Source organism: Streptomyces sp. NPDC000941 (genome assembly GCF_053599555.1).
Window position 1 is genome coordinate 1 of sequence record NZ_JBSFMM010000045.1, and the last position, 12,712, is coordinate 12,712.

Below are 12,712 nucleotides of genomic sequence, written 5' to 3' on the forward strand. Positions count from 1 at the left end.
CGGCCCCCGGGTTTTCCCCCCCCGTCCTTTGGGGTTTATTTGCTCACCCCCCCCCCCCCACACCCGGGGTTGTCCTGCACCAAAACACCCCGCAACTCATGCCTCGGGCTCTCTCGCCGTGTGATCCGGGCCTCGCCGCCCGGCCACGCCCGTACCGCTGCGGTTAGGCTCGCAGCCTCAGGCGTGGGCCTGAGCCAGAGCATGGGGGACCCCAACACAATGCGCGCACTGCGAATCACGGCGATCGTCTTCGTCGTACTCGGCATTCTGTTCGTCGCCGCCGACCGCCTGGCGGTGTACTTCGCGGAATCCGAGGCCGCCGACAAGATCAAGACCAGTCAGGGGCTGACCAACACCCCCGACGTCTCGATCAAGGGCTTCCCGTTCCTGACCCAGGTCGCCGGCAAGGAGCTGGACGAGGTCGAGATCGGCATGGACGGGCTGACCACGGACGCGGGGGGCGGCCGTACGGTGCGCGTCACCAAGCTCAACGCCTCGCTGCACAACGTCCGGATATCCAGCAGCTTCTCCTCCGCCACCGCCGACAGCGCCACCGGCTCCGCGCACATCAGCTACGCGGACCTGTCCACGGCGGCCGGCCAGGGCGTTACCGTCGGCTACGCCGGGAAGGGCAAGTCGGGCCAGGCCCGCGTCAAGATCACCGGACAGCTGATGGGCCTGAGCATGAGCACGTACTCCACGGTGACCCTCGTCAATGGCGACACGATCCGGATGCGCGCCGAGTCCGTCCCGGGCAGCAAGATCCCCGGGTGGGAGGAGAAGGTGCGCCAGCGCACGGACATCGACCGGAAGATCGACGGCCTGCCGACGGGCATGCGGCTCGAGAAGGTCGAGACGGACAAGGACGGCATAGACGTGTCGGTCGTGGGTAATAACGTCGAGCTGGCGGGCTGAGCCGACGGAACCCCCGGCGCCGCCCTCCCCTTGCGGCCCTCTCCCCCCACGCCGTTCCTCCAGATCGTTCCTCCTGTCCATCCGCTGAGACGAACTCGTCCGCGATGGCAACGTTCAGCAGACATTCAGCGGGCATCCAGGGGCGTTCGGTGCCCCGCCGACCACTCGGCGGCGCACCGGACGCCCCTCTCGTTTCACATCGCGGACAATCTCGTCTCACCATCCGACACACCGGTGACATGCCCGCCAGTCCGTCCCTACGATCGGACGCATGAAGCGACAGGCGGATCTCACGAAGCGGCGGGCAGTGGACCTGTGCCGCGTTGCCGCCATGCTCTGTCGCGCCGCCTGACGAGGACGCGCGGCCCGCTCCTTTTCTTGCCTCATAGGCCCCGCTCCTTTCGGCCCGTCAGCCGAGCCCGCCCGCACTCCGTTCGTACGCTCGCTACCGAACCGCGCGTAGCCCGCATACCGACGCGTACCCGTACCGCCGCAACTGCCCCGGAGGAGAGAAACATGAGCCGCAGCGACGTCCTGGTTGACGCCGACTGGGTACAGGCCCGCATCGATGACCCCAAGACGGTCATCGTGGAGGTCGACGAGGACACCTCTGCCTACGACAAGAACCACATCAAGAACGCCATCCGGATCGACTGGCGGCAGGACCTCCAGGACCCGGTGCGCCGCGACTTCGTCGACCAGGCCGGTTTCGAGAAGCTGCTGTCCGAGAAGGGCATCGCCAACGACGACACGGTCGTCCTCTACGGCGGCAACAACAACTGGTTCGCCTCTTATGCCTACTGGTACTTCAAGCTCTACGGGCACCAGGACGTGAAGCTCCTCGACGGCGGCCGCAAGAAGTGGGAGCTCGACTCCCGCGACCTGGTCGCCGAGGCCCCGTCCCGGGCGAAGACCGAGTACAAGGCCAAGGCCCAGGACGCCTCGATCCGCGCCTTCCGCGACGACGTCGTGGCGGCCATCGGCTCGCTGAACCTGGTGGACGTCCGCTCCCCCGACGAGTTCTCCGGCAAGCTGCTCGCCCCGGCGCACCTCCCGCAGGAGCAGTCGCAGCGGCCGGGCCACGTGCCGACCGCCCGCAACATCCCCTGGTCGAAGTCCGCCAACGACGACGGCACCTTCAAGTCCGACGACGAGCTCAAGGAGCTCTACGAGGGCGAGGGCGTCGACCTGTCGAAGGACACCATCGCCTACTGCCGCATCGGTGAGCGCTCCGCTCACACCTGGTTCGTCCTGCACGAGCTGCTGGGCCAGACCAACGTCAAGAACTACGACGGCTCCTGGACCGAGTACGGCTCCCTCGTCGGCGTGCCGATCGAGCTGGGCGCCAACAGCTGACCCTCCCTCCCCCTCCCCGATCTCCCCGAACGTAAGGACAGTCACCCATGTGTGGAGCAACGGCCGGCGGCCCCGACGCGTCGACCATCAAGCCCGGCGAGACCACCATCCAGGGATCGGTGACCCGCAACGGCGAGCCGGTCACCGGCTACGTCCGGCTGCTGGACAGCACCGGTGAGTTCACCGCCGAGGTCCCCACCTCGGCGACCGGCCAGTTCCGCTTCTACGCGGCCGAGGGCACGTGGACCGTACGCGCCCTGGTCCCGGGCGCGACCGCGGACCGCACCGTCGTCGCCCAGAAGGGTGGCCTGGCGGAGGTCGCCATCGCCGTCTGACGCGCACCCGCGTGTCAACGGTCAGGTACGGCCGGAGGGCCGCGCCCCGGGGTTGGACGCCTCGGCGGGGTGCGGCCCTCCGGGCTGTTCGGGGGCTGTCGTACGGGTGTCCGGGCGGCGCCCCCGGACGTATCCTTGTCGTATGTACGCGCGACGGCGCCACGCATATTTCATCCTGATGGGCGCGTGCCTGACGCTCTTCATCTCGGCATGGGGATTCGTGCGCCTGTGGTCCGTCCCGGCCGCCGTCGTGATGTGCATCGTCGCCATGGTGATCCCGCCACTGGCCGCCATCGTGGCCAACCGCAGGGGCCCGGACGACCGGTGGTGGGACGAGTCGGGCGATGAGGAGTCCGACCGGTGGTGGCGGGAGCTGGACGAGTACAACCACCGCCGCTAGCTCAGCCGCTGGATCAGCAGACGAGAGATCAGTACACGAGCGCCTGCACGCCCTCCGGCATGATCTCGCTGACGAACACCTGTGCCCCCGCTATCCGGGCGCCCTCGATGAGGTCCTTCTCCTCGATGTCCCGACGGGCCGCGCACTGCGAGCACACCGTGATCGTGCCGCCCGCGAGGATGCCCTCGATCAGGTCCGGCAGCGGCGCCGCATGCGGCAGCTCGAACTCCGCCGCGCGTCCCGGGAGCGCGAACCAGGACGACTCCCCCGTCAGCCACAGCGAGACCTCCACACCGCTCGCCGCGGCCACCGCCGCCACCGTGAACGCCTGCGAGCACCGCTCGGGCGCGTCCACCCCCGCCGTCACCTTGATCACCAGCTGTTTCTTCGCCATACGGCCAGCCTAAGAGCCATCCCGTAAGTCTTGGTGGGATGGTCCGGTATGCGGTCGCAGCGCTCCGGCGTGGTCCTTGGGCCGCTCATTCGCGGGTCGGGTCTCGCCCCCATAGCCTTCGGCATGGGAGGTACCCCCTGGGTTGCTGCGGCGCATGGCCGGAATCTGTCGAGCAGAGGCGCGCCACCAGGCTGGATGCGTGGTCGGCGAGCTGCCACGTGACTCGCGGCCCGAAGGTGCGGAGTCTCGCCGTGGTTGACTCGACGGGGCTTCTTGCAGCCCACCATGGGAACGACGACAATCCGACGAAGTCACGGCCTTCTTCAGACTGCCCGGAAATCACTTACGGGATAAGTCTCAGGCCGGGCGGGATGCCCCCGCACGCACGGGAGACCTCGAAGAGCCGGTCACCGCACCGGCGACTAGACTCGGCCCCGGTTCATGACCGTTCCGCAAGTCCCAACGGAACGTCCCACTCCTCCAAGGAGCGCGCTCGTGCTTGAGGCAGTCTTCACCACGCTGATGATCCTGGTCGCCGTCGCCACCCTCGGCTTCGCCGCGCTGACCTGGAAGAAGCTGTACCAGGGCCAGCGCTGACCCACCCCTCCCCCGCCCCTTCCCACAGATCGCCTGGATTCATGATCGAGATCCCGTCCGACCTCCACCCGGACCTCGTACCGCTCGTCTTCCTCCTCGGCAACTGGGAGGGCGCGGGCGTCTATGACTTCCCGGGGACCGAGAAGTGCAACTTCGGGCAGGAAGTGACCTTCACCCACGACGGCCGCGACTTCCTGGAGTACATCTCGCACACCTGGGTGCTCGACGGCGAAGGCAAGAAGGTCCGCCCGCTGGAGAGCGAGTACGGCTTCTGGCGGATCGACAAGGACCGCAAGGTCGAGATCGTCATGATCCGCGACCAGGGCGTCGTCGAGGTCTGGTACGGCGAGCTGGCGGAGGGCAAGCCGCAGATCGACGTGGTGACGGACGCCGTGGCCCGTACCGCCGCCTCCGGCCCGTACTCCGGCGGCAAGCGGCTCTACGGCTACGTCAAGAGCGATCTGATGTGGGTCGGCGAGAAGGCCACCCCGGAGGTGCCGCTGCGGCCGTACATGTCCGCGCATCTGAAGAAGGTCGTGGACCCGCGCGAATGGGCCAAGGACCTCAAGGACCTCCCGGACGACGGCATCGCCTTCTTCCGCTGACCGACCGCCGACGGCCGCAGGCCGACCGACCGCCGACCGACCGCCCTACACTGGGCACCGTGGCGACCACCGACTGGAAGACAGATCTGCGGGAGCGCGGCTATCGCCTGACGCCGCAGCGCCAGCTCGTGCTCGAGGCCGTCGACCACCTCGAGCACGCCACCCCGGACGACATCCTCACCGAGGTGCGCCGCACCGCCAGCGGCGTCAACATCTCCACGGTCTACCGCACCCTGGAGCTGCTGGAGGAGCTGGGGCTGGTCAGCCATGCCCACCTCGGGCACGGCGCCCCCACGTACCACCTGGCCGACCGGCACCACCACATCCACATGGTCTGCCGGGACTGCACGGATGTGATCGAGGCCGATCTGTCGGTGGCCGAGCCGTTCGTCCGGCAGCTGCGGGCGAGCTTCGGCTTCGACACCGATATGAAGCACTTCGCGATCTTCGGCCGCTGCGCCAAGTGTTCAGCCGATCGCGCGGACGACGACCCTGGTCCTACGCCGGGGTCCTAGGTCAGGTCCCGACCCGGGCCGAGTCGTAGGCTGAGCTCATGAAGAGCCCTTTGCTGTCGCTGCCCGGCGCCGTCCCCGGCGAGGGCCCCGACGAAGGCGTCGCCGCGCACTACGGCGACCTGTTCCGCGAGCAGCGCTCGCTCGCCGGCGGCTCCGGCTTCGTGGACCTCTCGCACCGCGGTGTGATCACGGTCACCGGCCCGGACCGGCTGAGCTGGCTGCATCTGCTGCTCACCCAGCATGTGAGCGAACTCCCGGCCGGTCAGGCCACGGAGGCGCTGATCCTCTCCCCGCACGGTCATATCGAACACGCGCTCTACATGGTCGACGACGGCGAGACCACCTGGGCCCATGTGGAGCCCGGCACCCAGGGCGATCTGCTCGCCTACCTGGAGAGCATGAAGTTCTTCTACCGGGTGGAGACCGCCGACCGCACCGAGGAGTTCGCGGTCGTCCACCTCCCCGCGGGCAGTATCGCCGAGGTCCCCGAGGGCGCCGCCGTCCGCGAGACCTCGTACGGCCGGGACCTGTTCCTGCCGCGCGCCGGTCTGGAGTCCTTCGCCGCGGCGAGCGGTCCGCCGGCCGGTGTGCTGGCGTACGAGGCGCTGCGCGTCGAGGCGCACCGTCCGCGGCTCGGCCTGGAGACCGACCACCGGACGATCCCCCATGAGCTGGGCCTGATCGGCAGCGCCGTACACCTCCACAAGGGCTGCTACCGCGGCCAGGAGACCGTCGCCCGGGTGGAGAACCTGGGCAAGCCGCCCCGGCGGCTGGTCTTCCTCCATCTGGACGGCAGCGAGGTGACGCTGCCCGGCCACGGCGCGCCCGTACGGCTCGCCTCGGAGGGCGAGGCGGGACGCACGCTGGGCTTTGTGACGACCTCGGCCCGCCACCACGAGCTGGGGCCGATCGCCCTGGCGCTGGTGAAGCGGAACGTGCCGGTGGACGCGGCGCTCATCGTGGATACGACAGCCGCGGCACAAGAGGTCGTCGTCGAGCCGTAGAGAAAGACGTAGAGAAAGACGTAGAGAAAGTCGTAGGCGGGGTCTCAGACCTCGACGATCACCGTGAACGGGCCGTCGTTCGTGAGCGTGACCTTCATGTCCGCTCCGAACCGGCCCGTCTCCACATGCGCGCCCAGCTCCCGCAGCCGCGCCACGACCTCGTCCACCAGCGGCTCGGCGACCTCGCCCGGCGCGGCCGCGTTCCAGGTGGGCCGGCGGCCCTTGCGGGCGTCGCCGTACAGCGTGAACTGGCTGATGACCAGCAGCGGAGCGGCCAGGTCAGAACAGGACTTCTCGCCTTCCAGGATGCGTACGGACCACAGCTTGCGGGCCAGCTGCGCCGCCTTCTCCGGGGTGTCGTCATGCGTCACCCCGACCAGGACGCACAGCCCCTGGCCGACGACCTCCCCTACCGTCTCGCCGTCCACGACGACGCTCGCCCCGTTCACCCTCTGTACCACAGCACGCATACGGTCCATCATGCCCTGCCTTCTTCCGGGGCCGATCGAGTGGAAGCGCGCTGCGGACGGACCGTACACAGTGGCACGATGCGTGCAAGCGGTGCGCAATGGGCACAACGCGATCAGCTCGCGTAGCACCGCATGGAGGGGACGGAAACCGCATGATCACATCCGGCACCGGGCAGCCGCCCGGGCCCGCATCGACGCGCCCGGAGGACGGCGGCCTGCACGGCGACCTGCTCCAGGCGGCCACCGAGGCCCTGCAGCAGCCGGGATTCCAGCCGACAGACTTGCAACAGCCGGGGCTGCCCGCACTACCCGCACTGCCCGGAGCGCAGCCGCCGAGGCCGCCGAGCCAGCGCGGCGGCCGGCAGGCCGACTCGCCGGCCGGGCTGCGGCTGCCGGAGCTGCGGGCGCTGCGCCGCTCGGCCCAGAGCGAGGAGGCGGATCTGAGCTATGTACGCAGACTGCTGCAGGGCCGGATCGACATCCTCCACGCCGAGCTCAACCGCCGCTCGACCCCCGGCTCGCCGGGGGCGGTGGAGGAGGGGGCCGAGGAGACCCGGCCCCCGGCCGCGCTGGTGGACCTGCTGCCGGAGATCCTGGTCGACGGCCCGCCGGGGCACCGCTCCTCCGCCCGGCATGTGACGCTCGGCACTCCACAGGGGGTGGAGTCCCGGCGGCTGGCCGAGGAGACGCTGGCCGAGGTCGGCCTGTCCGACCTCCAGGCGCGTACGGACGAGGAGTTGACCGGCGCGATGGCCCGTCTCGTCGGCTGCGAGCGGCAGATCTCGCGGCGGCGGCGGGAGCTCCAGCGCACGGCGGACGACTGCGGTGCGGAGATCACCCGAAGGTATCGAGAGGGCGAGGCGCACGTGGACGACCTGCTCGCGTAAGCCCTTACCCAGGTGGCCCCGACAGCCAGGTGGCCCTGATAGCCAGGTAGCTCCGATATCCAGGTGCGCCCCGCCGTACCGGCCGCCTACGGTGGGGTTCATGGCCCCAGAGATCCGTAAGGTCGACGACTCCGACCTAACCGACTGGTCCCTCGCGCTGAACACCGGCTTTCTGCGGCCTCCGGGGGCGGGCAAGGAAGAAATCGACATCCGGCGGGCGCAGATCGGTGCGGAACTGGACCGGGTGCAGGGAGCCTTCGACCGGGGCCGCTGTGTGGGCACCTTCCGCAGCTTCGCACAGCGGCTGACGGCGGTCGGCGGGGCCGAGGTGGCGGCCGACGCCGTCACCAACGTCTCGGTCTCGCCCACCCACCGCCGCCAGGGGCTGCTCAGCCGGATGATGGACCGCGATCTGCGCGCGGCCAAGGAGCGCGGCGAGCTGGTCGCTTCGCTGATCGCCGCCGAGTACCCGATCTACGGGCGGTACGGGTTCGGCCCGGCCACCTGGGCCACCCTGTGGCGGGTGGACGTCGCCCGTGCCGGGCTCGACGCGCGCTATTCCGGGCCCGCGTGCGGCGGCCGGGTGGACTTCGCGGACGGCGCCGAGGTACGGGAGCTGGGCCCCGCGCTGCACGATCGGCTGCGCGCCCGGCAGCACGGTGCGATCGACCGCCGCGAGCTGTGGTGGCGGATGAACACCGGCCTGCTGACCTTCCCCTTCTACCAGTGGACTGAGCCGTTCTACGTCGTCTACCGCTCCCCCGACGGGTCCGTGGACGGTCTGCTGGCCTACGTCAGCGACGACAAGTGGGAGGGCAAGCGCCCCCACGACACCGCCAAGGTGCTCGGGATGCTCGCGGTCACCCCGGCCGCCGAACGCGCGCTGTGGCACTTCCTGTTCTCCGTCGACTGGGTCACCCATGTCACCACCGGCTACCGCCCGCCGGACGACGCGCTGCCGCTGCTGCTCGGCGACCCGCGGGCGGCGCAGGTCATGACGTACGCCGACTTCCTGTGGCTGCGGCCGCTGGACGTCCCCCGGCTGCTCGAGGCCCGTACGTACCCGGTCGCCGGCTCGCTGGTCCTGGAGCTGTCCGACCGCGCGGGTCTGGCCGGCGGGCGCTATCTGCTGGACGCCGGGCCGGACGGCGCCGGCTGCGCGCCGACCACCCGGTCCGCCGATCTGACCATGGACATAGGCGAGTTGGGGACGCTGTGGCTGGGCGACGAGTCCGCGGTCCGGCTGGCCGCGCTGGGGCGGGTCACCGAGGAGCGCGAGGGCGCCGCGGCGCTGGCGGATCTCCTGCTGCGTACGTCGCGCCGCCCCTGGTGCCCGGACATCTTCTGAGCGGGCCCCGGCTTCACTTCCCCTGGCCGACCAGCAGGTCGGCCAGGTCCCTGACCGACTGACGGAACCGCGTCCAGTCCCCGTCCGCCGTCAGCCGCCGCACCAGCTCGCCGTCGAACGCGGCGAGCAGCATATGGGCCACGAACTCGGCGTCGAGGCCCGGTCCGAGTTCCCGGACCAGCGCGGAGACGTGGGCGTGCCACCCCCGATAGGTGGGGTCGTCGAACTTTCCGTCGCCACAGGCGCGTTCGTGCGCGGCGATCAGGGACAGATGGCGCTCGGCGATGTCGGCCAGTGCGTCGAGGAAGGCCAGCAGCCGCTCGCACGGCGCACCGTCGGTGCCCAGCGGCGCCGCCTCCTCGTCGATCGCCTCCCGCAGCCGGGCCGCGCGGTCGGCGAGCAGCGCCTGGAACAGGCCGGTACGGCTGCCGAAGCGGCGGAAGACGGTGCCCTTGCCGACGCCCGCGACGGCCGCGACCCGGTCGAGGGACACATGCTCGGCGCCGCATTCCGTCAGCAACTCCTCGGCGGCGCGCAGGATCGCGCGCCGATTGCGCGCGGCGTCGGCGCGCTCACCGCGCCGCGCGGCGCCCCGCTCTGCCGTGGCCTCGCTCACCGCGCCTCGCCTCCTCGCATCCGGACAGTCACCGACAGTCGGCGGTTGTAACCGGACCACTAGTCCTCATAGTATCCACCACAACACAACCGGACTGACAGTCCGGTTCACCCGTCTGCCCTGAGGAGGCAGCCATGCGCGCGCTGATCGTCGATCCCGAGGCGCCGGGGTCCCTGCGCTTCGCGGACGTACCGGAGCCCGAACCGGGGCCCGGCGAGGCCCTGGTCGAGGTGCGGCACGCGTCGCTGAACCTCGGCGAGATACGCAACGGCACCGGTCGGCCGCCCGGCACGGTCATGGGCTTCGACGCGTCCGGCGTGGTGCTCCGCGCCGCGGCCGACGGCTCAGGGCCGGCGACGGGCACCCGGGTGGCGGGCCTGGCCGTGGGCAGCTGGGCCGAACGCGTCGCGGTGCCCACCGACAACCTCGCCGCCGTCCCCGACCCCGTGGACCTCGCGGCCGCCGCAGCCCTCCCGGTCGTCGGCATCACCGCCCTGCGGACACTGCGCGCGGCCGGGAACGTCCTGGGCAAGCGGGTGCTGATCACCGGCGCCTCGGGCGGGGTCGGGCGGACGGCCGTCCAGCTGGCGCGGCGGGCCGGGGCGTACGTCATCGCCTCGGTGGGCTCGCCCGCGCGCGGTGCGGGGCTCAGGGAACTCGGCGCGGACGAGGTCGTGGTCGGCCTGGAGCCGGTCGGGCAGCCCGTGGACGTGGTCCTGGAGAACGTCGGCGGGCCTCAGCTCGTGGCCGCCTGGCACCTGCTCGCCCCCGGCGGCAATCTGCAGAGCATCGGCTGGGCGTCCGGCGAGGCCGCGCTCTTCCCGGTGAACAGCACGATCGCGCTGGCCGAGGCCAAGTCGCTCAACTCCTTCGGCGACATCACCCGCCCCGGCCCCGATATCGCCACGCTGCTCGCGCTCGTGGCGCGCGGCGAACTGTCAGCGGAGATCGGCTGGCGCGGCTCCTGGGAGCGGGTCACGGACGCGGCCGACGCGCTGCTCGGGCGGCGCGTACCGGGCAAGGCCGTACTCGACATCGGCCCCGCCGCGAGCGCGAAGCCCGCGGCCCCCGCCCTCGACCCCGACCCTGCCCCCGCCCCTGCCCCCGCCCCTGCCCCCGCTACGACACGGTGAAAGGAACCCCATGCGCATCGGACTCCTCCTGAACGTCCTCGGCACCCCGCTCGACGCGGTCGTCGAGCAGGCGCGCGACATCGCCGCGTCCGGCCTCGGCACCGCCTGGCTGCCCGAGATGGGCGCCTGGGACGCCCTGACCGCGGCCGCCGCCATCGGCCCCCAGATACCCGGTCTTGCGCTGGGCACCTCCGTGGTCCCGACGTATCCGCGCCACCCGCTGACGCTCGCCGCCCAGGCGCTGACCGCCCAGGCGGCCACCGGCAACCGCTTCACGCTCGGCGTCGGGGTGAGCCACCGGCACATCATCGAGGGGCAGTTCGGCCACTCCTACGACCGGCCCGCCCGCCATCTGCGGGAATACCTGTCCGTATTGGCGCCCTTGCTGCGCGGCGAAAGCGTGACGCACGAGGGCGAGACCATCAAGGCCGCCGGCGCGGTCGCCGCCCCCGGCGCCGAACCGCCGTCGCTGCTGGTCGGCGCGCTCGGCCCGGCGATGCTCAAGGTGGCGGGCGAGCTGGCCGACGGCACCATCACCGTCTGGGCGGGCAGGGCCGCGCTCGCGGACCACATCGTGCCCACGATCACCCGAGCGGCGACCCGCGCGGGGCGGCCCGCGCCGCGCGTCGTCGCCTTCAAGGCCGTGGGCGTCACCGCGGACCCGGAGGCCCGCCGCGCCACGATGGCCGAGCAGTTCAGCCAGGTCGACCAGATCCCGCACTACCGGGCCGTGCTGGACCGCGACGGCTCGGCGGGCCCGCAGGACACCGCGGTACTGGGCGACGAGTCCACCGTCGAGCAGGCGCTGCGGGAGCTGGTCGACGCGGGGGCGACCGAGCTCATCGCCTCCCCGGTCGGCACGCCCGAGGAACAGTCCCGCACGCTGGCCTTGTTGGCGGAACTGACCGCGTCCACCGCGTCCTGATCGACGGTTCCACAGGTCCCGGGCCCGTCCGCATCGGAGCAGGACTTCAGCAGTCGGCGCGCGCCCGGGCCCTGCTCGCCGAGTCTGTCGTGCCGGTTCACCAGCGCGCACTTGTCGATCGACAGACAGCCGCAGCCGATGCAGTCGGTGAGGCTGTCGCGCAGAGTCAGCAGTTGCTCGATCCGCTCGCTGAGGTCCGCGCGCCAGCACTCCGAGATCTGGGCCCAGTCCTCCTTGGTGAGGACGTGGTCCTCGGGGAAGAGCGAGAGGACCCCCCGGATCCTGGCCAGCGGGATGCCAACGCGCTGCGAGGAGCGTACGAAGGCGACCCGGCGCAGTGTGTCGCGGGTGTAGCGGCGCTGGTTCCCGGTGGTGCGGCGGCTGTGGATGAGCCCTTCGCGCTCGTAGAAGCGCAGCGCGGAGGCGGGGACGCCGCTGCGCTGGGACAGGTCACCGACGGTGAGTTCATGGGTCTTCCATGACATCTGGCTCATAAGAAACGAGACTAGCTTGACTTCAACCAACGTTTAAGTCCGAGCCTGGGGTCATGGTTACCGACACAGCCACCGCCCCGAGTACTTCTCCGGCCATCGACACGACCGCCACCACCCCCATCCGCCTCGCGGTCATCCTCGCCAGCACCCGCGAGGGCCGCTTCGGCCCGAAGGTCGCCGACTGGTTCGCCGGCCGCACCGCGCTCCACGCCGACCTGCGCACCGATGTGATCGACCTGGCCGACACCCCGCTGCCCAGCAGCCTCAGCCACCGTCCGGGCCCCGAGGAGGCCAAGGCCCTGGCGGCCGTGACACCCCGGCTGGAGGCCGCCGACGCGTACGTCGTGATCACTCCCGAGTACAACCACAGCTACCCGGCCTCCCTCAAGAACGCCATCGACTGGCACTACACCCCCTGGCAGGCCAAACCCGTCGGCTTCGTCTCGTACGGCGGGGTCTCCGGCGGGCTGCGCGCGGTCGAGCATCTGCGGCCGGTCTTCGCCGAGCTGCACGCGGTCACCGTCCGCGAGACGGTGAGCTTCCACAACGCCGGGGAGCTCTTCGGCGCGGACGGCACGCTGAAGGAGCCCAAGGGCCCGGAGGCCGCCGCCACCGCCCTGCTCGACCAGCTGACGTGGTGGGCGCGGGCGCTGCGCGAGGCCCGGGCCGCCCGCCCGTACCGGGGCTGACCACGCCCGACCTGGCGTGATCAAGAACA

16 protein-coding genes and 1 pseudogene are annotated in these 12,712 nt (G+C 71.0%); 13 read left to right on the plus strand and 4 right to left on the minus strand.

All coding sequences use genetic code 11. The annotated features are described in order from the left end of the window. Positions 1 to 219: 219 nt before the first annotated feature. From ACWDSL_RS16870 to ACWDSL_RS16890, 5 genes are all read left to right on the plus strand, one after another. Positions 220 to 915 carry an LmeA family phospholipid-binding protein gene (locus tag ACWDSL_RS16870; protein ID WP_450486019.1) on the plus strand — a complete coding sequence of 232 codons (696 nt, stop codon included), beginning with the start codon at positions 220 to 222 and terminating at the stop codon, positions 913 to 915. 271 nt (positions 916 to 1,186) lie between these two features. After that, the gene (locus tag ACWDSL_RS16875; protein WP_352133573.1) at positions 1,187 to 1,267 is read left to right on the plus strand and encodes a putative leader peptide; all 81 of its coding nucleotides are present in this window, start codon (positions 1,187 to 1,189) and stop codon (positions 1,265 to 1,267) included. A gap of 164 nt (positions 1,268 to 1,431) precedes the next feature. Continuing rightward, entirely contained in the window at positions 1,432 to 2,271 is an 840-nt protein-coding gene (locus ACWDSL_RS16880; RefSeq protein ID WP_089512486.1) for a sulfurtransferase, read from the plus strand. A 47-nt stretch (positions 2,272 to 2,318) separates the two neighbouring features. Continuing rightward, a complete protein-coding gene (locus tag ACWDSL_RS16885; RefSeq protein WP_311724573.1) occupies positions 2,319 to 2,606 on the plus strand; it encodes a DUF1416 domain-containing protein in 288 nt (95 codons plus the stop codon). A 142-nt stretch (positions 2,607 to 2,748) separates the two neighbouring features. Further along, positions 2,749 to 3,006 (plus strand): DUF3099 domain-containing protein, encoded by a 258-nt coding sequence (locus ACWDSL_RS16890; protein WP_014177647.1) that lies wholly within the window; start codon positions 2,749 to 2,751, stop codon positions 3,004 to 3,006. 28 nt (positions 3,007 to 3,034) lie between these two features. Here ACWDSL_RS16890 and ACWDSL_RS16895 read toward each other — a convergent pair whose 3' ends face one another. Next, positions 3,035 to 3,400, minus strand: a complete 366-nt coding sequence (locus ACWDSL_RS16895) for a DsrE family protein (protein ID WP_450486022.1) — start codon at positions 3,398 to 3,400, stop codon at positions 3,035 to 3,037. Positions 3,401 to 4,038: 638 nt separating this feature from the next. Between ACWDSL_RS16895 and ACWDSL_RS16900 the strand changes: the two genes are divergently transcribed. Genes ACWDSL_RS16900 through ygfZ form a run of 3 tightly spaced genes read left to right on the plus strand, consistent with a single transcriptional unit; the run spans position 4,039 to position 6,121 of the window. Continuing rightward, a complete protein-coding gene (locus ACWDSL_RS16900) occupies positions 4,039 to 4,602 on the plus strand; it encodes an FABP family protein (protein WP_089512488.1) in 564 nt (187 codons plus the stop codon). Between the two features lie 59 nt (positions 4,603 to 4,661). After that, positions 4,662 to 5,117, plus strand: a complete 456-nt coding sequence (locus ACWDSL_RS16905) for a Fur family transcriptional regulator (protein ID WP_385627946.1) — start codon at positions 4,662 to 4,664, stop codon at positions 5,115 to 5,117. Between the two features lie 38 nt (positions 5,118 to 5,155). Beyond that, positions 5,156 to 6,121 carry a CAF17-like 4Fe-4S cluster assembly/insertion protein YgfZ gene (gene ygfZ, locus ACWDSL_RS16910; protein ID WP_450486025.1) on the plus strand — a complete coding sequence of 322 codons (966 nt, stop codon included), beginning with the start codon at positions 5,156 to 5,158 and terminating at the stop codon, positions 6,119 to 6,121. Between the two features lie 44 nt (positions 6,122 to 6,165). Here ygfZ and dtd read toward each other — a convergent pair whose 3' ends face one another. After that, positions 6,166 to 6,591, minus strand: coding sequence for a D-aminoacyl-tRNA deacylase (gene dtd, locus ACWDSL_RS16915; RefSeq protein ID WP_450486027.1), 426 nt, complete (start codon positions 6,589 to 6,591; stop codon positions 6,166 to 6,168). A 152-nt stretch (positions 6,592 to 6,743) separates the two neighbouring features. Between dtd and ACWDSL_RS16920 the strand changes: the two genes are divergently transcribed. Next, positions 6,744 to 7,478, plus strand: coding sequence for an RsiG family protein (locus tag ACWDSL_RS16920; protein ID WP_450486029.1), 735 nt, complete (start codon positions 6,744 to 6,746; stop codon positions 7,476 to 7,478). 100 nt (positions 7,479 to 7,578) lie between these two features. Further along, entirely contained in the window at positions 7,579 to 8,826 is a 1,248-nt protein-coding gene (locus ACWDSL_RS16925) for a GNAT family N-acetyltransferase (RefSeq protein WP_450486031.1), read from the plus strand. Positions 8,827 to 8,839: 13 nt separating this feature from the next. Here ACWDSL_RS16925 and ACWDSL_RS16930 read toward each other — a convergent pair whose 3' ends face one another. After that, positions 8,840 to 9,442: a TetR/AcrR family transcriptional regulator gene (locus ACWDSL_RS16930; protein ID WP_450486033.1), complete on the minus strand. Its 603-nt coding sequence runs from the start codon at positions 9,440 to 9,442 to the stop codon at positions 8,840 to 8,842. Positions 9,443 to 9,576: 134 nt separating this feature from the next. On the opposite strand from ACWDSL_RS16930, the gene ACWDSL_RS16935 reads away from it, so the two are divergent. Next, positions 9,577 to 10,575 carry a zinc-binding dehydrogenase gene (locus tag ACWDSL_RS16935; protein WP_450486035.1) on the plus strand — a complete coding sequence of 333 codons (999 nt, stop codon included), beginning with the start codon at positions 9,577 to 9,579 and terminating at the stop codon, positions 10,573 to 10,575. 10 nt (positions 10,576 to 10,585) lie between these two features. Next, complete coding sequence (locus ACWDSL_RS16940) at positions 10,586 to 11,500, plus strand: TIGR03564 family F420-dependent LLM class oxidoreductase (protein ID WP_450486037.1); 915 nt, start codon at positions 10,586 to 10,588, stop codon at positions 11,498 to 11,500. A gap of 107 nt (positions 11,501 to 11,607) precedes the next feature. On the opposite strand, the pseudogene soxR reads toward ACWDSL_RS16940, so the two are convergent. Further along, a pseudogene (gene soxR, locus ACWDSL_RS16945) lies at positions 11,608 to 11,994 on the minus strand (redox-sensitive transcriptional activator SoxR); the annotation flags it as partial. Positions 11,995 to 12,047: 53 nt separating this feature from the next. Here soxR and ACWDSL_RS16950 point away from each other — a divergent pair. Next, positions 12,048 to 12,683: an NADPH-dependent FMN reductase gene (locus tag ACWDSL_RS16950; protein ID WP_450486039.1), complete on the plus strand. Its 636-nt coding sequence runs from the start codon at positions 12,048 to 12,050 to the stop codon at positions 12,681 to 12,683. Positions 12,684 to 12,712: the final 29 nt, after the last annotated feature.

Bases quoted from the DNA above. Each gene is read 5' to 3' on its own strand.
- ACWDSL_RS16940 (WP_450486037.1), top strand. From the start codon at position 10,586: ATGCGCATCGGACTCCTCCTGAACGTCCTCGGCACCCCGCTCGACGCG.
- ACWDSL_RS16875 (WP_352133573.1), top strand. From the start codon at position 1,187: ATGAAGCGACAGGCGGATCTCACGAAGCGGCGGGCAGTGGACCTGTGC.
- ACWDSL_RS16890 (WP_014177647.1), top strand. From the start codon at position 2,749: ATGTACGCGCGACGGCGCCACGCATATTTCATCCTGATGGGCGCGTGC.
- ygfZ (WP_450486025.1), top strand. From the start codon at position 5,156: ATGAAGAGCCCTTTGCTGTCGCTGCCCGGCGCCGTCCCCGGCGAGGGC.
- ACWDSL_RS16950 (WP_450486039.1), top strand. From the start codon at position 12,048: ATGGTTACCGACACAGCCACCGCCCCGAGTACTTCTCCGGCCATCGAC.
- ACWDSL_RS16925 (WP_450486031.1), top strand. From the start codon at position 7,579: ATGGCCCCAGAGATCCGTAAGGTCGACGACTCCGACCTAACCGACTGG.
- ACWDSL_RS16900 (WP_089512488.1), top strand. From the start codon at position 4,039: ATGATCGAGATCCCGTCCGACCTCCACCCGGACCTCGTACCGCTCGTC.
- ACWDSL_RS16920 (WP_450486029.1), top strand. From the start codon at position 6,744: ATGATCACATCCGGCACCGGGCAGCCGCCCGGGCCCGCATCGACGCGC.
- ACWDSL_RS16895 (WP_450486022.1), bottom strand. From the start codon at position 3,400: ATGGCGAAGAAACAGCTGGTGATCAAGGTGACGGCGGGGGTGGACGCG.
- dtd (WP_450486027.1), bottom strand. From the start codon at position 6,591: ATGCGTGCTGTGGTACAGAGGGTGAACGGGGCGAGCGTCGTCGTGGAC.
- ACWDSL_RS16880 (WP_089512486.1), top strand. From the start codon at position 1,432: ATGAGCCGCAGCGACGTCCTGGTTGACGCCGACTGGGTACAGGCCCGC.
- ACWDSL_RS16870 (WP_450486019.1), top strand. From the start codon at position 220: ATGCGCGCACTGCGAATCACGGCGATCGTCTTCGTCGTACTCGGCATT.
- ACWDSL_RS16885 (WP_311724573.1), top strand. From the start codon at position 2,319: ATGTGTGGAGCAACGGCCGGCGGCCCCGACGCGTCGACCATCAAGCCC.
- ACWDSL_RS16935 (WP_450486035.1), top strand. From the start codon at position 9,577: ATGCGCGCGCTGATCGTCGATCCCGAGGCGCCGGGGTCCCTGCGCTTC.